Source organism: Pseudomonas veronii, assembly GCF_002028325.1.
In the GTDB taxonomy this organism is placed as follows: Bacteria; Pseudomonadota; Gammaproteobacteria; order Pseudomonadales; family Pseudomonadaceae; genus Aquipseudomonas; species Aquipseudomonas veronii.
Genome location: NZ_CP018420.1, coordinates 3,386,077 through 3,408,029 on the forward strand (window position 1 = coordinate 3,386,077; position 21,953 = coordinate 3,408,029).

Sequence of the window (21,953 nt, forward strand, 5' to 3'; positions counted from 1 at the left end):
GATGCTGTTCCTTGTATTTGTTGGGCATCAACCCTTTAACGCGCCGGCAGTGAGGCCGGATACGATTCGGCGCTGGAAGATCAGCACCAGAATCACCAATGGGACCGTGACCAGCACCGAAGCGGCCATCAACAGTCCCCACGGCAGCTCATGGGGGCTCCCGCCGGAAATCAAGGCAATGGCGACCGGTACCGTGCGTTGCGTGTCGGTGAGGGTGAAGGTCAGGGCGAACAGGAACTCGTTCCACGCTGCGATAAAGGCCAATAAGCCAGTGGTGACCAGGGCGGGCCAGAGCAGCGGCAACAACACCCGCGTCAGCGTGACCCACGGCGAAGCGCCATCCATGATTGCCGCCTCTTCCAGCTCATGGGGCAGTTGGCCCATGAATGTGGTCAGCACCCAGACGGTGAAGGGCAGGGTGAAAATCGTGTAGCTCAGGATCAACGCCCAGGACGTGTTGTACAGGCCCAGGGCGCGGATCACTTCGAACAGCCCCGACAGTACCGCGACCTGGGGAAACATCGAGACGCCAAGCACCATCATCAATACTGTGCCGCGCCCACGGAACTTCACCCTGCCCAAGGCATAGGCGGCGGTCAGGCTGAGGAACAACGCCAGCGTCACGACGCACAGCGCAACCACCAGCGAGTTGCCGATAGCTTTCAGGAACGAGGGTTGATGGAGTACCGCCGCATAATTGGAGAAGTCGGGACGGTCGATCCAGTAGCTCACCTCGAACAAGGTGCTGGATGGCTTCAGCGACGTCACGATGGCGTAGTAGAAAGGGAAGACCGCATACAGCAGCAAAATTCCGATCAGGCACCAGAACCCGAGGCGCAACAGCGCTTTTTTGAGTAGACGCGGGCTCATGAGCGCACCTCCAGTTGACGGCGTCCGAGGTAGAGATACAGCAACGCAATCACCGCGACGACCAGGAACAGCAACGTCGACGCCGCGCTGCCATAGCCCACGTCCTGGAACTCCACCAGGTGCTGGCGCGCATAGACCGACATGCTCATGGTGCTCGACGAGTTCGAGGTCAGCACATAGATAACGTCGAATACCCGCAGCGAATCGAGGATGCGAAAGATCGCCGCCACCAGCAATGCAGGCATCAACAGTGGAAGCGTGACACGCCAGAACACGTGCAGCGGATGAATGCCATCGACCCTGGCGGCTTCGTAGCAATCGCTTGGCAACATCTGCAAGGCCGCCAGCATCAGCAGTGTGACAAAGGGCACGGTCTTCCAGACGTCGACGATGATGACGGCCCACATCGACAGACTTGCATCAGCCGTCCAGGCCAACGGCATGTCAATCAGGCCGAGGCTCAGCATCAGGTGATTGATGATGCCGAACTGGTCGTTGAGCATCCACGACCAGATTTTCGCCGAGACAATCGTAGGAATCGCCCAGGGAATCAGTATCAACGCACGCACCAGGGACCGGCCGGTGAACTTGATGTTCAGCAGCAATGCCACCAGCAGCCCGAGGACGATTTCCAGGCCCACCGACACTACGGTGAAATGCAGCGTGTTGCGCACCGCGTTCCACCATTGTGGATCGACCAGGATGCCCGACCAGCCGGAGCCGTTGTAGAACAGGTAATTGCTAAAGCCGACGAAGGTTGCGCCACGCGTGTCCGCCAGGTTGGCGTCGGTCAGGCTGAACCAGAATGTGCGCAATAGCGGCCAGGCCGCTACCAGGGCCAGGCACAGCAACATCGGTGTCAGAAACAGCCAGGCGGCGCGCAGGCGGCGGCGCTGTATGGGCGTCTCCCTGGCGAGCAAGGGCTCGTCACAGGAGGCGTGGGGAGTAGAGACAGACATGGTGATTTCCTTCCTTGTGGCTTACCAGTTCCGGCGTTTGATGCGCGTGAGTTCGCTTTCCAGCTCGGCAAGCGCCTGATCGACGGGCAACTCACCCGCCAACACGCCATGCACCCGATCGAAGAACGCATTGGAAACCCGTGGATAGCGCTCGGCAGTGACTGAGGCGGGGCGCATGACCCCGTCGTTGAGGATGCTGTGGAGCTGACGGTAGTAAGGCATTGCCGCGAGCAGTTCGGGGTCTTGATACAGCGCCTCGATCACCGGGTTATAGGCGCCTATCAGCGCACGCCGTTTTTGCTCTTGAGCGCTGGTCAGGTAACTCACCAGCTCTGCGGCAAGTTTCGGATGGGCGCTGTAACGCGAAACCGCCAGACCCCACCCACCAAGGGTGGACGCATGGCTGCCGGCGCTGCCGCCGCGGGGCAGGGGAGCGACGCCCACCTTGTCTTTGACGGCACTGTCCGGGCTTTGCACCAGGGCCCAGACATAAGGCCAGTTACGCATGAACAGCGCATTGCCCGACTGGAAGACACCACGTCCTTCTTCCTCGGTGTAATTGAGTACGCCACGCGGGGAGATGTCGCCGACCCAGCTTTTCGCCAGGGTCAAAGCCGCTCTTGAAGCCGGGCTGTTGACCACGATGTCGCCTTGCGGGGTGACCAGTCCGCCTTCCGGTTGGCTGCTGATCCACTCCAGTGCATTGCACGTCAGACCTTCGTAGGCGCGCCCCTGAAATATGTAGCCCCACACATTGGGGTTACCGGCGTTGCGTTCGGCCTGTTGAACTTCCTTGGCGGTAGCGGTCATTTCCTCCCACGTCTGGGGCACCGGCTTGTTGTACTTCTCGAGCCAGTCCTTGCGGTAATACAGCAGGCCCGAATCGGTGAACCATGGCATCGTCACCAGCCGTCCGTTCACCGTGGCGTTATCGATCTGGGCCTGGAAGTAGCCTTGGGTCGCGTCCGGCGCAAGCACCTCGCGCAGATCCATCAGGTGTTTGGCCAGCATTCCCGGCCACACCATGTCGATTTGAATGATGTCGATGTCGCTGGACTGCGCACTGAGGATCTGTTGGTAGAACGACAGCCTCTCGGTTGCCGAGTTAGGCGTGGAAACCACCTCGACGTTGTTGCCGGTCTGTTTCGACCATGCCTCGACAGCCTCCTTGCACAGTTGTAACTCGGCACCCACTGCACCGCACGAGATCGTCAGATCGGCTGCGCTCGAGACGCCAGGAAGCCCGGCACAGAGGGTAAGCAGCGCTGCGGGAAGGAGCGATTTCAGTTGTTTCATAAAGCCCTCTTTATTTTTGTTTTTAGAGAAGTTAACGTTAACACGCTCAATGTATCAGCGTATTTTCGATGAGGCATCCTTTTTTTTGCCGACTCTGGCAATTCACACCTCACGGAAAAACACGTCTGTCGCTGGGACAAAACAATAAAAACAAAACAGGGAAATCCACATGCAGAAAGCATCACAATGGCTGCTCGCAGGCGTGCTCAGCACCTCGGCAGCGACGTCCCAGGCCGCGACTCTGGAAGAACGCATGGCCGCGTTCGAAGCCCGTGCCAGCGCCGCCGAGAAACGTGCCGCCGCAGCCGAGCAGCAAACCCAGGCACTCGCCAGAGAATTGCAACAGATCAAACTCGCCACGCCGCCCTTGCAGCCCGCTGCCGCCACTGCGCAAGCAACGGCGCAAGCAACGGCGGCACCGACGCTGGATACCCGGCTGGCAAAGCTCGAAGCCCGCCAAGAAAGCCTGGAAAAACCGGGCGGTACCGGACACCTCACAGACGGCTTCAGCTTCAAAGGCTATGCCCGCTCGGGATTGCTGATTGACCAGGGACTCGGCGGTGGCCGCGGCGGGCCGTATACGACACCGGCCGGCTCGGTCGGTGGCGCGGTTGGGCGCCTCGGTAACGAAGACGACACCTACATGCGTATAGACCTGTCGAAAGAGATCTATGCGCAGAACGGTACCCGCGCGAAATTCACGGTCTCCATCGCCGACGGCGTGGAAAGTTCCAATGACTGGACCGCCGAAGAAAGCAAGTTGAACGTGCGCCAGGTCTTCACGGAACTCGACCGTCTCGCCGCGTTCAAGGGCAACTCAGTGTTCGAGAACGCGACCTTGTGGGCCGGTAAGCGATTTGATCGCGATAACTTCGATATCCACTGGATGGATTCGGACGTTGTCTATCTGGCCGGCACCGGGGGTGGCATCTACGATGTGCAGATGAACAAGAATTGGCGCTCGAATTACTCGTTGATCGGGCGTACCTACGGCGATTTCAGTCGAGACGGTGTGAATGCCGATGTGGAAAGCTACATCCTGACCTCCAACCAGTTCTTCGATAATGGTCAGTGGCAGTGGATGTTCAATGGCATTGGCGCCAAGAAAAACGATTTCGCCACCCGCACCAACGAAGCGGGGTTCAGGCCTGCGAATTCCGGTGTACACACCATGCTGGCCAACCACCAGAAAAACTTTTTCGGCAGGGAAGGCTTCTTCAAAACCGCGCTGCTCTATGGGCAAGGCCTGGGCGCGGAGGTCAAGAACGTCGGCTCGGACGGTGAGTTGATTGACGACGCCCGCGCTCTGCGTCTGGCACTGTATGGCGAGACGCCCATCGCGCCTGGTTGGCGCATCGGCCCGAGCTTGTTGGCCGAGCAGAGCAAGGATAGATACGTCAAGGGTGACGACTACCGCTGGATGACCCTCAACATGCGTTTGGCCAATGAAATCAACAGCAATTTTGAGATGGCCTACGAATTGAGCTGGCAAACCATGAACCTCGACCCGAAGGGCTATCTACAACGTAATGCAGTCGACGGTAACTTCTGGAAGTTCACTGTCGCGCCAACATTCAAGCTTGACGTTGGCGACCTTCTCACGCGGCCCGAGTTGCGAGTGTTCGCAAGCGTGATGAACTGGTCTTCCGATCTGGACAACTACGCGACCTCTGACGCCTTCGGCAAGACCGACTTCAAGGCCGGCGGTGTATGGCAATACGGGATACAGATGGAAACCTGGTTTTAATGCCTGGACGCGCCGGCCTACGCGTCTTCAGCGCGTCGGTCGGGTTGCGTCGCGCCCCTCTGTCGTCGGCCTCGACGAAGCCCGGTTCATCGCACCGGATTGTTCAAGCTATTCACCATTTCCTTCAAGAGTAAAACTCGCCTCGGTTGTTATCGTTTATCCGTGCCTTAAGCATTGCCTGGCAGCAAGTAAGTAAAGGCAAATATAAACATAACAATATGAGGCTTCAAAATGAGTGCTCAATCTAAACTCGCCGCTGTGTCTGCCGAAAACGGCAAAGTCACGTACTTGGACGCAATGGTGATTGGTGCAGGGGTAGCTGGCCTCTACCAGTTGTATCGACTTCGTGAGATGGGCTTGACGGTCCGTGCCTACGATACGGCTTCCGGAGTGGGCGGCACATGGTATTGGAATCGTTACCCCGGTGCGCGGTTTGACTCTCAGGCAGAAATTTATCAGTACTGGTTCTCTGAAGAACTCTATAAGTCCTGGCAACCCACCGAGCGTTTCCCGGCTCAGCCCGAAACAGAGCAGTGGCTGAACTTCGTCGCCAATCGGCTCGACCTCAAGAAAGATATCCAGTTCAACACCCGCATCGCTGCCGCGCACTTCTGCGAAGAGAGCGGGCACTGGAGGGTGACAACCGAGGCCGGCGAAACGATCAATACGCAATATCTGATCTCTTGCTGCGGGATGCTGTCCGCTCCGCTGTCCGATCGGTTCCCCGGCCAAACCGACTTCAACGGTCAGATCTATCACACCGGCCTGTGGCCAAAAGACCCCGTGGACTTCAACGGCAAGCGCGTGGCCGTGGTAGGCACTGGCGCCACCGGTATTCAGGTGATCCAGACCATCGCTCCGGCGGTGGGATCGATGAAGGTCTTCGTGCGTACCCCGCAGTATGTGATTCCGATGAGGAACCCTAAGTACAGCAAAGAAGACTGGGAAAAGTGGGGCACCCAATTCCACCAGCTCAAGAAGCGCGTGCGAGAGACCTTTGCCGGTTTCGACTATGACTTCGACGCCGGCCCCTGGGCCGAGAAAACCCCCGACGAGCGACAAGCCGTGCTTGAACAACTCTGGGAGGATGGCTCTTTGGCCATGTGGCTGGCGTCGTTTCCCGAGATGTTCTTTGACGAACAGGTCAATGAAGTCGTGTCGGAGTTCGTGCGTATCAAGATGCGTGAGCGCCTGCAGTCGAGGCCAGATCTCTGCAACCTGCTGATCCCGACCGACTATGGCTTTGGCACCCATCGCGTACCGCTGGAAAGCAAGTACCTTGAAGTCTATCTGCAACCCAACGTCGAGGCGGTCGACTGCAAGCAGTCGCCGATCGAGCGCATTGTGCCGGAGGGGCTCCAGACCGCAGATGGAAAGATTCACGAGGTAGACATCATCGTGCTGGCCGTGGGTTTCGATGCAGGTTCCGGCGCACTCAGCCGGATCGACATTCGAGGGCGCGATAACCGGTCGCTGAGGGAGCAGTGGAAACAAGAAATCCGTACATCGATGGGGCTGCAGATCCATGGCTACCCCAACCTGTTCACCACCGGTGCGCCATTGGCACCGTCGGCTGCACTTTGCAACATGACCACTTGCCTGCAGCAGCAGGTGGACTGGATCACCGGATGCATTGAGTTTGCCATCCAGCACGGCAAACAAGTCGTGGAAGCTTCCAAAGAGTTCGAGGACGACTGGGTACAGCATCACGACGAGACGGCGGCGAAGACCCTGGTCGTCAAAACCGACTCTTGGTACATGGGCTCCAACGTCGATGGAAAACCGCGCCGACTTGTATCGTATATCGGCGGCGTCGGTAATTATCATCGCCGCTGCGACGAAATAGCCGCACAGGGTTACCCAGGCTTTGAAATGGCTTGAGGTCGAACGACTGCTCATTGATTGCAGCTGTCACTCCGACTCTCTATTGCGCCGTGACAGCTCGATATTCGAGGTAACCTGAAATGAACAACTATTACTCCCAGGAACATCACGGTCCTTTTGAACTGATCAACATCGGAGCGCTTCAGCTTGAAGAAGGCTCGTGCATTCCTGAATGTCAGCTGGCCGTAGCCGTACATGGCACCCTGAACGCCGACAAGACTAACGCCATACTGGTTCCCACTTGGTATTCCGGCACAAGCAAGGCGATGGAGCAGATCTACATCGGCGAAGGGCGGGCGCTGGACCCTGCGAAATACTGCATCATCGTCGTCAACCAGATCGGTAACGGTCTTTCCAGCTCTGCGAGTAACACCGGCGGTTCATTGGCTGGCCCTGGGTTCCCGAATGTCAGAATTGGCGATGACGTCAGTGCCCAGCACACATTGCTCACCGAATACTTTGGCATCGAGAGCCTGGCGTTAGTGGTCGGGGGATCGATGGGCGCGCAGCAAACCTACGAGTGGGCTGTGCGCTATCCAGACTTTGTCAAACGCGCCGCAGCTATAGCGGGCACCGCGCGCAATAGCGAACATGACTTCCTGTTCAGCGAAATACTGATTGATGCGATAACCACCGATCCGGCCTTCCGGGCTGGCTTATACGGCTCATCGGCGGCAGTGGCGGCCGGGCTCAAGCGCCACGCGAAAGTTTGGACATTGATGGGCTGGAGTACCGCGTTCTTCCGCGCCGAGCGGCATAAGGCGCTGGGTTTCGAGTCGATGCAGGTATTCGTCGACAGCTTTATGACGAACTACTTTGCAGCAATGGACCCTAACAACCTCCTGACCATGGCCTGGAAATGGCAACGGGGCGATGTCAGTCGAAACACGGGCGGTGATCTTGCGGCGGCCCTGGGGCGAATCCGAGCGAAAACCTATGTCATGCCCATCTCACATGACCAGTTCTTTACCGTGGACGATTGTCTGTCGGAGCAGAAAATGATCCCGAACAGCGAGTTCAGGCCATTGCAATCAATCGACGGTCACCTCGGACTTTTTGGCACCGATACGCAAATGCTCAATCAACTGGACGCCCATCTGGCAGAGCTGCTTTCGTCCCCGACACATTGAAAAAAGCTTCAAAAAAAATAGCACAGGGCACCTGTGCTAGACCCAGAACAATTTTAAAAAAAACAGGGTTGAAGATGAACATAATAACAACAGCACATGCTTTGCGCGCGGCCAATACGCTCAAGTCGAGTTCTGATGCTAGCGTCGACTGCCTGAGAAAAAACAATACCCACTGCCGAATTATGCATGCGTTTCAGTTGGCGACTTTAATGCTTGGCCTACAACTTCCGATTGTGTGCCACGCACTGGATATCGATCCTGGCGACTATACGCCAATGCCAGACGGCACACAGCTCGGGCTGCTGTATTTACAGCATGCAGAACGTCACGATTATTACGTGCGCGGCAATCAGTTAAGCGACAAATATAACCTGTACTCGGATGTCAGCATTCTGAGGGGGGTCAGCTATCAAGCGTTTGCAGGCGTCCTGACGAATATCCAACTGCTATTGCCTTTTGGCCACTTGTCGGCCGGTGGCGCTATAAAAGGCATGGGCAGCGAAAGCGGAATGGGCGATCCGATTCTGGCCAATGCGGTCTGGATCCATCAGGACCCTTCAACAAACCGCGCATTGGCCGTCACTCAATATCTTTTTTTGCCAATAGGCGACTACAACAAGAATAAAGAGTTGAATATTGGGGAGAACCGATGGAAGTATGTCTTGCAGGGCGGATACATGCACGGCATCGGCAGCCGCGTCATTCTGGATTTCGTTGCTGACGTGACTTTTTTCGGCGACAACGATCGTTATTCCTCCCGCGACCTGACGCTGAAGCAGGACCCGCAGTATCAGATGCAAGGATTCATCAGGTACATGTTCAGTGAGCGCGCGGCTATGCATGTCGGTTATTCCCGGCTATGGGGCGGGCAGAGGAAAGTTGACGGAACTGAACTGGAAGATGAAAGCCGTCAAGCAAAAATAATGCTGGGCGGGTCTTATTTCGTGACGCCGAAAACTCAGTTGCTTGCGACATTGGGGCGAGACCTTTCAGTTGAAAATGGCTTCAAGGAAGACTCTCGCGTCAATCTTCGATTGCTTTACGTATTCTAAGTCACTGAGCAACGCCGGCTACGCCAGGAAAATCAGCGAAGACATCACCAGGGCGGCGGCCTGACAGGCGTCGCTCCGTTGCGAGAATCACTTCTCGCAGCCCCTTTACGGCCGCCCGGCGGTGGCCGTTTTTTTTGCGGGGCGGGAAACGTTCGCAACCCTCAACCCATGCAAATCATCTCGGTCACGCTTTATACCCATTTAATCCCTGTGTTCGGTTTTTTTATAATCACTTAAGTCGCATAACGTTGGATATTTTTTTCGACACTGCTCATCCCGTGCTAGTATTCTGGTGAGCTGTAAATACTAATAAAAACAATACTCCACGGCCATCCTCGAGTGCTTTCAACTTTGCGTAGGAGCGCAATAAGAGCCAGGGTGACGGCCCTCAAGTGAGACTTCAAGTATGCCGACCGTCATTACTCCAAAGGAACTTCTCAAGTGGGTGCCAGGCGTAGTTCTCAGCTCAAGCGAAGAACTCGGATGGAAAGATATGCAGCAACGCTCATATCGATATAAAGGTCAGGACGTCCTCATTCCACCCCTTGATCATTTCATGATCGTTTATTACTTTGGCGGCCGTACACCGATGGATCGCTGTGTGGATGAGGGCTGGACACGTACCGCTTGCGCGCCGGGCGATATTTCCCTGCTTACGATGTCACAGGACTCCCATTGGAACTGGACGCAAGACATTGATGTTTCTCATCTCTATCTTTCCAATGCGCTGATGTCTCGTGTGGCCATGGATGTTATGGAGCGTCCGATTGAAGAGGTGCGCCTGCATGATCTGCTCCGTACCCAAGACACGATCCTCACGGCTATTGTCGGCGCAATTACCAATGAAGTAAGAAGTCGTGGGATTGGTGGCGCATTGTATGTGGAAGCCTTGAGCATGCAGTTGGCCATTCACCTTCTACGGCATTACGCCAGTGTCACCTTTAAAGAGTCCAGTGCGCCTGGTCGGCTGTCGCAACAACAAAAAAAGTACTTGCTCGAGTTCATCGATGCTCATCTGGAGGAGTCCATACGCCTGGACGAAATGGCCGATGCCGTAGGGTTGGGCGTCTGGACGTTTTCCAGGAAATTCAGCGAATCGTTCGACTGTTCGCCACACACCTTTGTTACCGAACAGCGCATCGAACGGGCCAAGCGAATGCTGTACAGCGGCACACTTTCGATTAAGGAAATTGCCTATCATTGTGGGTTTTCAGATCAGGCGCATTTGACCCGTGTCCTGCGCAGCAAACTTGGCGTAACGCCTACGCAACTAAGGAAAACAAACAACCTGGAATAGTGTTCTTACAACGATCGGAAAGTAATTTTCTGCTTCGCCGAACAACCATCAGCGAAGTCAAGCCATCGCCGGCCAACGGCTACCGGAAAGAAACATGGACCTTTTAGATATTCTATCCTCGGCTGTCGTAACCGTATTGGTGGTGGCACTGATTGCACTTAGACGCACGGACAGGAAAATCCCGATCGAAGACATCCCTCAGGAGCGTGCCAAGTGGGAAGAGAAGGTTCGCGGTAAGTCCCGGTCAGCCCTCACACGGCGCCCACTCGCACCCTCTATTCCAGAACCGTATGTGCCTCGCGAATCCGCAACCGTCGCCGAGGCCCCATCGGAGCCAGGCGATAAAACATAACGCCGGTATCCCGCGACGGCGAGCAGCGCGTTAACCCGCTGAAATGGTCAGAACGTCTGACCCATGGAAAACTGGAACACCTGTTTATCCGCGTTCTCCGGCGTGCGAATCGGATAAGCCAGGTTGACACTCAACGGCCCCAGCGGGCTGTACCAGGTCACGCCAACCCCCACCGAACTGGCCATCTGGCTCAGGTCCACACCACCGCAGCCTTGGGTGGTGCTGAGGTAACACTTGTCCGAATACACCGTGCCCACATCCCAGAACAAGGAGGTCCGCACGGATTTGTTGTCTTTGATGAACGGCACAGGGAACAAGTACTCCGTGCCCCCGGTAATCAGAATATTACCGCCCAGCGCCTCCGTAGTCCGGTCCGAGTAGTACGCTTGACCTGCGCTGGCATAGGTCCCGGTCGCCGGGGTATTGCGCGGGCCGAGCGTGCCGCTTTCAAAACCACGTACCGTGCCTTCGCCGCCGGCCGTATAGCTCTCATAGAACGGCAACCCGTCCGTGGAGCCATAACCGTTGCCGTAACCGAGCTTGGTATGGAAGCGCAGGGCGGTGGTATTGCTGACCGGCAGGAAGGTTTGCCCCGTATAGTCGATTTTGTAGAAACTCAGGTCACTGCCGGGCACCGTCACCGTCAGGTTGAGGTTCTGCGCGTGCCCGCGCGTGGCCAGTACGCCTTTGTTCAAGGTCGACTCCGACCAGCCTGCGCTGGCCTTGAAGTTGGTGAATTCCTTGCCTTCGCGCTCGATGAAATCGTAGATCTCGTCGGCGCTGTAGGTGCCCGGCTCGATGCTGTCGTGTTGTGCGGTCAGGCCGAACGTCAGGCGCGAGGTCTCGTTGATCGGGTAACCGAGGCTGGCACCCAGGCCAAAACTATTGATGGCGTAATAGGACACCCCGTCATCGTAGTATTTGTTGTAGTCGGTTTTGCTGTAGAACGCGTTGTAGCCCAGGCTAACCCCATCGGTGGTGAAGTAGGGGTCGGTGAAACCGATGTTGTACTTGCTCTGGTAGGACGAACGGGTCAGCCCCAGGCTGGCGTAATTGCCCGTGCCAAGAAAGTTGTTCTGGGTAATCGACCCGCCAAGGATCAGGCCCGAACTCTGGGCGAAGCCGACGCTGGCCGTGATCGAGCCGGAGGCTTGTTCTTCCACGGCGTAGTTCACATCCAGCTGGTCATCCAGCCCGGCCACGGCCGGCGTCTCGACGTTCACTTCCTTGAAGAACCCCAGGCGTTCCAGGCGCACTTTGGATTGGTCGATCAGGTAGGTCGACGCCCAGCCGCCTTCCATCTGCCGCATTTCGCGACGCAGCACTTTGTCGTCGGTCTTGGTATTGCCTCGGAAGTTGATGCGATTGACGTAAGCCCGCTTGCCGGGGTCGATGCTGAAAGTGATGTCTACCGTGTGGTCTTCTTCATGCACCTGAGGCGTACCGTTGACGTTGGCGAACGTATAGCCTTCGTTGCCCAGGCGGCGGGTGATCAGTTCCGAGGTGGTGGTCATCAACTTGCGCGAAAACACCTGGCCCTTTTGCACCAGCAATAATGACTGGACCTGCTCTTGCGGGACTTTCAGCTCGCCGCTCAGCTTGACTTCACGCACCGTGTATTTCTGGCCTTCCTGGATGTTCACGGTGATATAGACGTGCTTTTTATCCGGGGTCATGGAGACCTGGGTCGAGGTGATATCCATGTTGATATAGCCACGGTCCAGGTAATAGGAGCGCAGCCGTTCGAGGTCGCCGGAGAGTTTCTCCCGTGCGTATTTATCGTCGTTCTTGAAAAATGACAGCCAGTTGCTGGTCTTGAGCGTGAATTGGTCGATCAACGCGTCGTCGGGGAACACCGTATTGCCCACCACGTTGATGTGCTGGATCGACGCCACTTCGCCTTCATCGATCTTGATCTTCAGGCCGACCCGATTGCGCGGCTGGGCCACGACCTCGGTGTCGACCGAGGCCGAGTAACGGCCCTGGGCAACGTATTGACGCTGCAACTCGTTGCGCACGCCTTCCAGGGTGGCGCGCTGGAATATCTCGCCTTCGGCAAGGCCCGATTGCTTCATGCCTTTCATCAAATCTTCGGTGGAGATCGCCTTGTTGCCCTCGAACTCGATGCTGGCAACCGAAGGACGCTCGACGACATTGATAATCAGCACATCACCTTCGCGACTCAGCTGGATATCCTGGAAGAACCCGGTCTTGAACAACGCGCGAGTGGAATCCACCAGGCGCCGGTCATCCGCTTCGTCGCCGACGTTCAGCGGCAATGCGCCGAATACGCTGCCCGCCGAGACGCGTTGCAGGCCATTGATTCGAATATCCGAGATTTTGAAGCCTTGGGCGAGTGCCAGTGAGGTATTGAGCAGCAGCGCAACCGAGCAGAGCAGGCGCGAAAAATTCATCAAGATCTTTTCCAGAACACATCGACAAGCAGCGCCGGCGTGCTGGGTTCACTCGCCGACCGGTGAACAGCCAGCATAAGAGTGCGCGGCGTTTGGTGCGGTTAACCGAATGTCAAGTTAGGTAAAGGTGGGCCTGATAACCTGCGCAAAGGCTGATAATGGACAACCCCACACTGACGAGCCCACGATGATCTGCGTACTGTTGGTCGACGACGACCAGGAATTGACGGAAATGCTCAGCCAATACTTGGCGCGCGAAGGTTTTGAGGCCACGGCCGTGCATACGGGCGAGGAGGGCGAGGTCGAGGCGCTGTCGGGGCGCTACAGCATTGTGGTGCTGGACGTCATGCTGCCCCAGCGTTCGGGTATCGAGGTGCTGCGGCGCATCCGCGCGGTCAGCCAAGTGCCCGTGGTGCTGCTGACCGCCCGTGGCGACAACATCGACCGCATCACCGGCCTGGAACTCGGCGCCGACGATTACGTGCCCAAGCCCAGCTCCCCGGGCGAGCTGGTGGCACGGCTGCGCGCGATCATGCGCAGGGTGCAGCCGGTGGGCCAGCCGCTCACCGAAGTGATCAAGACCGGCGCGCTGGTGTTGTGGCCCGGCAAGCGCCAGGCCCTATGGAGCGGTGTCGAGCTGGGCCTGACCAGCACCGAATTCAGCCTGCTCGAAGAACTGGCCCGCAACGCCGGCCAAGTGGTGAGTAAAAAGGACCTGTCCCTCAACGCCCTGGGCTGCCCGCTGACCCGCTACGACCGGCGCATCGACGTACATATCAGCAGCATCCGGCAGAAGTTGGGGCCGCGCCTGGACACCAAGGCCTGGATCCAGAGCGTGCGCGGCCTTGGCTACCTGTTGATCGCCGAATGACCCGGCCCAGCCTGCTGTTCTGGAAACTGTTCCTGGCCTTCTGGCTGGCGACCACCCTGACGTTTCTGGTCGGGATCGGCGTGCTTGAACTGAGCCGTTTTCGCCCGAGCGACCCGTATGTGGAAGCCATTCTGGCAGCGGAAACCGGGCTGCTCGAGCGCGTCGGTGTCGACGCGGCAGGCCAGCTCCTCACGGTCTGGGAACGTCCGCCGGATGAGAACATCGGCGTCTATGACAGCAACGGTCACTTGATCGTGGGGTCGCCCGTTGAACAACCGGCCTATGAACGAGCGGTCACCAGCAAGGAAGGCCTGGCGCTTTCGATCAGGTCCACCCACGCCCCCGGCAACGTCCCCGGCCGGCCCTGGCACCAGATCCCGCTGCTCATCGGCACGTTGATGAGTGCGCTGTTCAGCGGCTACATGGCGTACTACCTGGCCTGGCCGCTGGCCTACTTGCGTCGGGCGATGAGCGATGTGGCCCAAGGACGCTTCGAAACCCGGGTCAAACCCGCCATGGGCAAGCGCCGCGATGAAATCGTCGACCTCGCCGAAGACTGCGACCGCATGGCCAACCAGCTCAAGGTGCTGGTGCAAGCCCAGCAGCATCTGCTGCACGACATCTCCCATGAATTGCGCTCGCCGCTGACGCGCATGCAAGCGGCCATCGGCCTGTTGCGCCAAGACCCTGCACGCATGGAAATGCTCGAACGCATCGAGCATGAATCCGAACGCATGGACACCCTGATCGAAGCGCTGCTGACCCTGGCTCGCCTGCAAGGCCGGCCCGAAAGCATCGAGCGCGAACCCGTGGACATCATCGAGTTGCTGGCGATGATTGTCGAAGATGCGCAGTTCGAAGCCGGCATCAAAGGCTGCCGCGTACACCTACAGGCTTGCCCGCCGTTTATCGCCTGTGTCAACGGTGAGTTGCTGTACCGCTGCTTTGAGAACGTGATCCGCAACGCCGTGCGCTACACGCGGCCGGACACCACGGTGCTGGTTTCAGCGCGCATCAATCCCGACGCGAGCCGCCTCACTGTGGCGATCAGCGACCACGGGCCGGGCGTCGACAACGATCGATTGCACAGCATCTTCCAACCGTTCGAGCGTGGCGCGGGGGACGCCAGCGTCGGCTTTGGCCTGGGCTTGGCCATCGCCGCGCGGGCAGTGCAGATGCACGGCGGCAGCATCGTGGCTCGCAATGAGTCAGGCGGCGGGCTGACCGTTGAGGTCAACCTGCACAACGCGCGATCTTTACACGACATTACATTGGCTTGACCGCCCTGTACGTCGCCGCTCATTAGACTTGTCGCCATTGTTTGAGCGGAGGTGGCGATGTTTCAGGTGCATAAAAAGGGCTTTGTGCCCGGCAGGAAAATGGTCGATGGTCTGGTCCCGTATGACTTCTTTTGTGAAGACAGCCCGACGATCAATATCTTCGTGTTTACCGGCGCCGCCACCCCCGACGCAACCGTCGAGGAGCAGACGCTGTGGGGCTTCACCCGCCTGGAGCGGTTCGAGGCGATGACCAACGCGCTGGTGAGCAACAAGAAACACGCCGGCTGGTTTCAAAGCGTGAATGTACTGACCGGGCCCAACCAGAACGGCACGCAAAGCGTGAAATTCCAGCGCGTGCTGAAAATCATCAAACACGCCAGCAGCACGCAAAAAGTCGATTATGAGATTCTGACCGACGAAGGCGACACCTACTTCACCCGGCAAACCGTTGCGGCGAACAGCGCGCAAACCGTCATCTATTCGGCGGAGTCGTCCGCTCGTAGCGCGTGATTATCTCACGAGCCTGGCGGGCGTGAGGCGCGCCTGTTCGTCCAGTCACGCGTGTTATCTCTGCCCAAGACGCCTTGCTTTTTTCGCGCTATCGATCACCGTCCGGTCCCCCATCAAGCGCTACAAAAAGCGTGGGCAGTACTGGGGCAGAGGACTTCAACAACATTGACGTTAACAAGCACCTGAAGAAGAAAATCAGGCCATGGGCTCTTGGGCGCAAGAGCTGGCTCTTCGCAGGGTCTTTACGCCGTGGCAAACGGGCGGCAGCGATCATGAGCTTGATCCAGTCGGCGCGGCTCAGCGGGCATGATCCGTATGCTTATCTCAAAGATGTGCCGACGCGGCTGCCGACGCAGCGGGCAAGTGAGATTACCGAGTTGCTGCCGCATAAATGGGCGCCCGTTCAACCGCCCAAAGTATGTTGGGCAGGTGCGGACAGCGCTGGTACTGGGGTTGCCGGAGCAGCGGGTCGGCTCATCGCTAATGTGACGAGACGTACATAGATGGCGTGGACGGCGCAGGCAGTGCGTAGGTCGCCTTCATCCATTCGATCTCTGCCTGGGGCGTGCGCCCAAAGAAACGTTTGAATTCGCGGCTGAATTGCGAGGCGCTTTCGTAGCCTACATTGAACGCCGCCGTCGAAGCGGTCATAGCGTTGCGTAGCATCAGTAATCGCGCCTGGTGCAAGCGCGTCGACTTCAGGTATTGCATCGGCGACGAGTCCGTCACGCTGCGAAAGTGCAGATGAAAATTGGGCACGCTCATGCTCGCTTCTTGGGCAAGGGACACCACATCCAGGCGCTCCTGGTAGCAACTATGGATCTTGCGGATCGCACGAGTGACCTTACCAAAGTGACCCTGGCGATTGAGCGCGGCGCGCATCGAGCCACCTTGCTCGCCGGTTAGGATGCGGTAGTAGATCTCCCGCACCAGCGACGGCCCAAGTATTTGCGCTTCGCCCGGACTGCTCATCGCCTCAAGAAAGCGTAGCGTCGAGGCGCGCAGCAAATCGTCCATTGGCGAGGCATACATGCCCTTGGGCTGGGCATCACTTGGCCCGAGAGCTTCATCCATTTGCAGTATCAACTCGCTGGCCATTTGTAAGTCGAGGCGCATGTAGACCGCCAGCATTGGCTGCGCCTCGCTGGCATCGGTCTCCATGGTGAAAGGAACTGGGACGGACACCACTAGATAGTGCTGGGCGTCATAAACGTATACGTCATCGCCCAGATAGCCACGTTTGCGCCCTTGACACAGGATCACGATACCCGGGTCATACAGCACCGGAGTGCGAGTCAGTGGCCGATTCGAACGCAAAAAGCGGATATCCTCTAGCGTGCTGAGGTTGTAGCCCTCGACCGGCGCGAGGGTTTCCATCAAATGCACCATGCGCGAGGTGCGTGAGTCGGCCCGATTCATTGATGTCCCCTCTGCTGGCCGCTCAACCGTCGGTGGTAAGAGTCAGCGCTTCCCATTGATCAATCTCCCTGGCCGTGCGATTCAGCTTGTCACGTACCAGTCCCAACGCGTCACTGCCCAATAATAAGTGTGCCGGTGGTGTCGGGCTGGCAATAACCTGCAACATCGCTTGCGCCGCTTTTCGCGGGTCGCCAAGCTGTTTGCCGCTCTTTTCTTCGCGGGCCTTACGTACCGGGTCGAAACTGGCGTCATAGTCAGCAATGCTTCGTGGGGTGCGCTGCATCGAACGACCGGCCCAGTCAGTGCGAAACGAACCAGGTGCCACGGCGGTCACGAAGATGTTGAAAGGTAGCAGTTCTTTGCTCAGCGTATCGGAGATACCTTCGAGAGCAAACTTGCTCCCGCAGTAGTACGCGATGCCCGGCATCGTGATGGTGCCGCCCATAGAAGTGATATTAAGAATATGACCAGTGCGACGCTTGCGAAAATAAGGCACGAAAGCCTTGGTCACCGCTACCGCGCCGAACACGTTGACGTCGAATTGGCGACGCATTTCCTCCAGCGGCGACTCTTCAAAGATGCGCTCATGACCGTAGCCGGCGTTGTTGACCAACACGTCGACTGGGCCGTGGGTTGCTTCAATAGCAGCTACTACGCTGTCGATCCGGGCGAAGTCAGTGATATCCAGAATCACCCCATGAGCATGATCCACCGAGAGCGCCTGAAAGGCGCGCAAGGCGGCTTCACTACGCACGGTACCTATGACACGGTGGCCCGCTGCAAGAGCTTCTTGCGCCAGCGCGTTGCCGAAGCCACTGCTCACCCCCGTGATGAATATGGTTTTTCTGCTGTTCATGGCGACTTCCAATAAGTAGGGACGAGGCCATGATATCTATCGAAAACTCGGTCACCTATGCCGGTTTGTCTTAGAGCATTGCCTATTCCTATCAGAGTCAACAGTTAAGTGGGCGCGCGTTTAACCACGCAACATGTGTGTTGAATGGACACTTATGTCAATTCCATGCAATTGAACCGCCGAGAGCTGTTTTTCTGCTTCGCCAGCGGTAAGAGGTCTTTCACAGTACTCTCGACTTAGAAAAACAATTGCGTCATTACCGTCAGGATTGTCGGAATAACCGGGGTGTTTTGATATCTCTGCGAGCAAGTCTTCCGAGACTGGAACGACATGAAAATGTGCGCTGAAGTCAGGAGAAAATCCCAATTTGTAGAACATTACTTTGTAAGGGGAATACACCTTTGCCAGCAGACGCTCCGAGGTTTTCATCACCAAACCGAGAGATGACATGGCTTCGTCGCTCAAATCGCTGAGATCTGAAGCCGTCTCTTCAGATGAAATTATCAAATACCCGTCGTAACGTGAATCTCGCCGATGAGTTACTATCCAGTGGGTGTTGCTGAAAACTCTTAGCTCGTCCATGTAGCTCCAGTTAAACGATGTATTTATGTTGACGGTACAACCTACATTTCTTGCCCAACGATATGCAACCAATTGTCGCACGGCCCAAAGTCGTCTGGTCAAGACGGGTTTGCCATACGCTTACATTGCTGCGACGTTGGTTGATCCCGTTATCATAGGATTACTTCACGAGAGCAGATCCAGCTATGCCAAGGTCGTCATTCGCCATCCGAGTTTTGTTTGCCTGTTGCCTTTTGGTCGCAACCACCAATCACATTCGAGCAGATTTTCAGCATGGGTTGCTCTGGGACTACGGATACGGGGCCAGCGCCTATTGGGCTAGCCGTATTTTCTGGGGGGCGCTTACGTTTTTTGACCCGCTGGCGGCACTGCTCCTTTTCATAAAACCAAGGGTGGGCATCATCCTTACAGCAGTAATCATTCTGGCTGACGTCGCCCATAACACCTATTACGTTGCATTGAACCAGCAGTGGCTGGAGCCGTTTTACCTGTCCCAGGTGGCGTTTCTTGTCGCGGTTCTTCTACTTTCGCCTATTGCCTGGAACTTCACCCGTCGTCGCGTAGCACTAATCAACACGATTCGATTGTGAAGTGTTCCAATGAGGAGCAGCGTCGCTCAGTATTATCAGGATGTTCAATGCACAGGGGCTCCTATGCAGCGTGTCATGATTATTGGCCAACCAGGGTCAGGAAAAAGTACGCTGGCTCGGGCGATGGGCAAGCACACAGGTCTTCCGGTCATCCATATCGACACGATCCATTGGCAACCGGGATGGGTTGAGCGAAACGCTGATGAGAAGACTCGCCTTTGTCACGAGGCCGAGGCTCGCGATCAGTGGATTTTTGAAGGTGGCCATTCGGCCACCTGGGATAACCGTATTGCCAGAGCCGACCTCTTAATATGGATTGATCGGACGCCGGTACTTCGGTTTTGGCGTGTGTTTCTTAGAACTTTGACCCAGCGTGGTAGCACTCGCCCCGACCTTCCAGAGGATTGCCCAGAGCAGCTAAAGAACCTTCTAGCGCTTTTCAACTTCATGTGGACTACCCGTAAATCGGCGCGTGCCAAGATGAGGCAGCTTGCGGCAACGGCGCCCTCAACATGTCGCGTCGTCTGTCTGCGATCCAACCGTCAAACCAGACGGTTTCTGTCAAGTATTCGGGACGTGCGTTGCGGACAGTCGTCGTGAAAAGTCCAGGTTCCGACAAAGCCGCTGCGTGATTGAAGAGCGCTGAGCGCCAAAGTCACGGTGTATTACTCAAGCGAGTACCCACTGGTGCGCAAGCAACTGGTCAATCTCACTCGCTCTCTGCGTCGGCCATCTTTCAAAAAAACATACGGGTGTAGATCAAGCTCTATGAGCTTTTTCTCGTTCAAGCAGAGGGGGAGGTCGTGTTGAACGTTTGTGCAAGGTCTTCTGCTTTCGCAAAGAGCAGCATTTCCAGATCACCTATCTCGACGTCAAGTTTTCGGGAGACGCTCATGAGTAACTCGATGTAGGTTGAGTAGACACTGGTCGTTGCAATTCGAATCCAGCTTTGTTAGATCGCCTGAGCCTTCATGCGTGGCCAATGACCCATTTGAATGAATGGTGAACAAGGGTGGTATCAAGCGTCCACATGTAGATCTTCGGAAGTGTTGGCAGGTGCTGTCTGGCATATAAAAACAAGGTGTTTTCGAGAGTCTGCATGGACGTGGCAATGTATTGGGCGAGGTCTCTATGTTAATTCAGCATCAAATTTGCAGCTAACGTGTATCCGTCCGGCCAAGTCATCTGCCCAGCCCCGAAGAGCCAGGACATGGTGTGCACTTACATTTAAGTGGGCACCAGTTCTAACCTTTTAAGCGGATATTTCATGCAGCCAACACGCCGTTCCTATTCCAAATCCTTCCCTGCTGGTCAATGCAGATACTTTGCCGCAGGCCAGATAGGGGAGCTACATTTTCAACAGAATCGGCCAGAAGCCGACATCTGAAGAGCATCAGTGTGAGCTGCTAGACCTGGCGCTCCAGCGCGGTGGGTAAAGTCATGGGGCTCGGTTTACAGTGAGGCGTCTCGGGGCCGGAGACGCCATGTGGTGTCCAGATTGCCACAGTCTTTCAGAGGCGGTACAGACTGCCGAAGTCAGCGCCATCCATCGGCGTGCTGTCCGTGCAGCCTGTCATCGGCAAACCCTGTGACCATCCTGCCGCCAAGGCCTGCACATCACGCAAGGGATCGGACGCCTTGGCGCGTTCATTGCGAATGCGGCAGGTTTCAGGATCAGTGGCAAACAGACCGCGAGCGAAGACTCGACCCTGCTCGGCCAGCTTGGCGGTCTTCGGCCCGCGGATCTCCGCGAAGCGCTGCAAGGCTTCATCAAGGCCGTTCGTTCCTTCCAGGCATCTAGCAAGGTGCCAAGCGTCTTCCAACGCCTGACAAGCGCCCTGGCCCGATGTCGGCAACGGCGCGTGCGCCGCATCTCCCACAAGCAGCACATTAGCCCGGCTCCACGTGTGCAGCGGCTCCAAGTCGTGCACGGCAATCATCCGGATGGCGTGCGCCGGCGTCGCCTGGATGATACGGGCGATAGGCTCCGGCCATCCCGCGAACAGATCCTCGATCTCCTTGCGCATATCGGCTGCGGGCGTCGCCCCTGACAATGGCCGCGCCTGCGCCGCTGCCCAGTAGACCAACTCCGGCCGGACCGGCACGCATCCGAAGCGATTGCCCGACCCCCAATAATCCTGAATCGCTATATCGCTCACCAACGCACTTTCCCCCTGCGCCACACCTATCCAGTTCACAAATCCCTGATAAACCGGCATGTTGTCCCCCGCAACGAACCCGCGTGCCACCGACCCCATGCGGCCATCTGCGCCGATAAGCAGATCTGGACGGATACTCACCCCGTTCTCGAAGCGCGCTACCGCTTTGCCATTAGCCTCCAGATCGATCCCCACCGCCCGATGCCCGAACTCCACCGGGATTCCGCTCTGTGCCGCATGCTTGAGCAGCACTGCCTGCAAGTCCCTCCGCAAAATGGTATGAGTCGGATATCCCATTGTCTGGTCCAGCAGCGCGATATCGATGCCCCCCAACGAATTGCCCGCAGCGTCCTGGCGGCGCACTACCACTGGCCGGCCACCCGCTGCCGCGATGTCTTGGAGGAGGTCCAGTTCCTCCAGCACAAAGCCAGCGTTGGGCCAGAGCGTCACGCCAGCCCCCATGGTCGCTGGCCCCGTCCGGCGCTCATATACCCGGGGACTGTGTCCCCGCTTGCGCAATGCAAGCGCCACGCTCAACCCCGCAATTCCGCCGCCAAGTATTCCGATTTCCACGCTGGATCTCCTATTCAATCCGTCCCGACACGCCATCGGCGACAACCCATCGGACGAGACGGCATCTTAGATTCCGTCAATGGGGAGAACTATTATGTAAAAATGGGCGACT

Annotated in this window: 18 protein-coding genes and 1 pseudogene; 11 read left to right on the forward strand and 8 right to left on the reverse strand. The window is 57.1% G+C overall.

All coding sequences use genetic code 11. The features are described from left to right. Positions 1 to 27: 27 nt before the first annotated feature. The 3 genes from PverR02_RS15445 to PverR02_RS15455 are packed head-to-tail and all read right to left on the reverse strand — an operon-like array spanning position 28 to position 3,125. Positions 28 to 870 (reverse strand): carbohydrate ABC transporter permease, encoded by an 843-nt coding sequence (locus PverR02_RS15445; RefSeq protein WP_046383410.1) that lies wholly within the window; start codon positions 868 to 870, stop codon positions 28 to 30. Then, positions 867 to 1,829 (reverse strand): carbohydrate ABC transporter permease, encoded by a 963-nt coding sequence (locus tag PverR02_RS15450; protein WP_046383411.1) that lies wholly within the window; start codon positions 1,827 to 1,829, stop codon positions 867 to 869. Before PverR02_RS15450 ends, PverR02_RS15445 begins: the two co-directional genes overlap by 4 nt. Positions 1,830 to 1,850: 21 nt before the next feature. Next, positions 1,851 to 3,125 carry an ABC transporter substrate-binding protein gene (locus PverR02_RS15455; protein ID WP_046383412.1) on the reverse strand — a complete coding sequence of 425 codons (1,275 nt, stop codon included), beginning with the start codon at positions 3,123 to 3,125 and terminating at the stop codon, positions 1,851 to 1,853. A gap of 169 nt (positions 3,126 to 3,294) precedes the next feature. On the opposite strand from PverR02_RS15455, the gene PverR02_RS15460 reads away from it, so the two are divergent. The 5 genes from PverR02_RS15460 (at position 3,295) to PverR02_RS15480 (ending at position 10,235) form a co-directional block, all read left to right on the forward strand. Beyond that, positions 3,295 to 4,872 carry a carbohydrate porin gene (locus PverR02_RS15460; protein WP_079443781.1) on the forward strand — a complete coding sequence of 526 codons (1,578 nt, stop codon included), beginning with the start codon at positions 3,295 to 3,297 and terminating at the stop codon, positions 4,870 to 4,872. A 231-nt stretch (positions 4,873 to 5,103) separates the two neighbouring features. After that, positions 5,104 to 6,753 carry a flavin-containing monooxygenase gene (locus tag PverR02_RS15465; RefSeq protein ID WP_079443782.1) on the forward strand — a complete coding sequence of 550 codons (1,650 nt, stop codon included), beginning with the start codon at positions 5,104 to 5,106 and terminating at the stop codon, positions 6,751 to 6,753. 83 nt (positions 6,754 to 6,836) lie between these two features. Beyond that, entirely contained in the window at positions 6,837 to 7,886 is a 1,050-nt protein-coding gene (locus PverR02_RS15470) for an alpha/beta fold hydrolase (protein ID WP_079443783.1), read from the forward strand. Between the two features lie 74 nt (positions 7,887 to 7,960). Further along, complete coding sequence (locus PverR02_RS15475; RefSeq protein WP_227778870.1) at positions 7,961 to 8,938, forward strand: transporter; 978 nt, start codon at positions 7,961 to 7,963, stop codon at positions 8,936 to 8,938. A gap of 406 nt (positions 8,939 to 9,344) precedes the next feature. Then, positions 9,345 to 10,235, forward strand: a complete 891-nt coding sequence (locus PverR02_RS15480; protein ID WP_046383417.1) for a helix-turn-helix domain-containing protein — start codon at positions 9,345 to 9,347, stop codon at positions 10,233 to 10,235. A gap of 399 nt (positions 10,236 to 10,634) precedes the next feature. Here the strand turns inward: PverR02_RS15480 and bamA are convergent, their stop codons facing one another. Next, entirely contained in the window at positions 10,635 to 13,001 is a 2,367-nt protein-coding gene (gene bamA, locus PverR02_RS15485; RefSeq protein WP_079443785.1) for an outer membrane protein assembly factor BamA, read from the reverse strand. A gap of 187 nt (positions 13,002 to 13,188) precedes the next feature. On the opposite strand from bamA, the gene PverR02_RS15490 reads away from it, so the two are divergent. The 4 genes and pseudogenes from PverR02_RS15490 to PverR02_RS15505 form a co-directional block, all read left to right on the forward strand. Next, entirely contained in the window at positions 13,189 to 13,872 is a 684-nt protein-coding gene (locus tag PverR02_RS15490) for a response regulator transcription factor (RefSeq protein WP_046383420.1), read from the forward strand. Continuing rightward, positions 13,869 to 15,152 (forward strand): HAMP domain-containing sensor histidine kinase, encoded by a 1,284-nt coding sequence (locus PverR02_RS15495; RefSeq protein ID WP_079443786.1) that lies wholly within the window; start codon positions 13,869 to 13,871, stop codon positions 15,150 to 15,152. Before PverR02_RS15490 ends, PverR02_RS15495 begins: the two co-directional genes overlap by 4 nt. A 57-nt stretch (positions 15,153 to 15,209) precedes the next feature. Next, entirely contained in the window at positions 15,210 to 15,662 is a 453-nt protein-coding gene (locus PverR02_RS15500) for a hypothetical protein (RefSeq protein WP_046383422.1), read from the forward strand. Between the two features lie 191 nt (positions 15,663 to 15,853). Beyond that, positions 15,854 to 16,066: pseudogene (locus PverR02_RS15505) on the forward strand (transposase domain-containing protein); the annotation flags it as partial. Between the two features lie 76 nt (positions 16,067 to 16,142). On the opposite strand, the gene PverR02_RS15510 reads toward PverR02_RS15505, so the two are convergent. The 3 genes from PverR02_RS15510 to PverR02_RS15520 all read right to left on the reverse strand — a co-directional run bounded on the left by PverR02_RS15510 (position 16,143) and on the right by PverR02_RS15520 (position 18,519). Further along, on the reverse strand, positions 16,143 to 17,081 hold the full coding sequence (locus PverR02_RS15510) for an AraC family transcriptional regulator (protein WP_046383423.1): 939 nt from the start codon (positions 17,079 to 17,081) through the stop codon (positions 16,143 to 16,145). A 22-nt stretch (positions 17,082 to 17,103) separates the two neighbouring features. Then, entirely contained in the window at positions 17,104 to 17,937 is an 834-nt protein-coding gene (locus PverR02_RS15515; RefSeq protein ID WP_079443787.1) for an oxidoreductase, read from the reverse strand. A 120-nt stretch (positions 17,938 to 18,057) separates the two neighbouring features. Next, positions 18,058 to 18,519: a hypothetical protein gene (locus PverR02_RS15520; RefSeq protein ID WP_079443788.1), complete on the reverse strand. Its 462-nt coding sequence runs from the start codon at positions 18,517 to 18,519 to the stop codon at positions 18,058 to 18,060. A gap of 185 nt (positions 18,520 to 18,704) precedes the next feature. Between PverR02_RS15520 and PverR02_RS15525 the strand changes: the two genes are divergently transcribed. Both PverR02_RS15525 and PverR02_RS32640 read left to right on the forward strand, forming a co-directional pair. After that, on the forward strand, positions 18,705 to 19,109 hold the full coding sequence (locus PverR02_RS15525; RefSeq protein ID WP_079443789.1) for a hypothetical protein: 405 nt from the start codon (positions 18,705 to 18,707) through the stop codon (positions 19,107 to 19,109). 63 nt (positions 19,110 to 19,172) lie between these two features. After that, complete coding sequence (locus PverR02_RS32640) at positions 19,173 to 19,709, forward strand: AAA family ATPase (RefSeq protein WP_079443790.1); 537 nt, start codon at positions 19,173 to 19,175, stop codon at positions 19,707 to 19,709. A 911-nt stretch (positions 19,710 to 20,620) separates the two neighbouring features. Here the strand turns inward: PverR02_RS32640 and PverR02_RS15535 are convergent. After that, on the reverse strand, positions 20,621 to 21,877 hold the full coding sequence (locus tag PverR02_RS15535) for an FAD-dependent monooxygenase (protein WP_227778897.1): 1,257 nt from the start codon (positions 21,875 to 21,877) through the stop codon (positions 20,621 to 20,623). Positions 21,878 to 21,953: the final 76 nt, after the last annotated feature.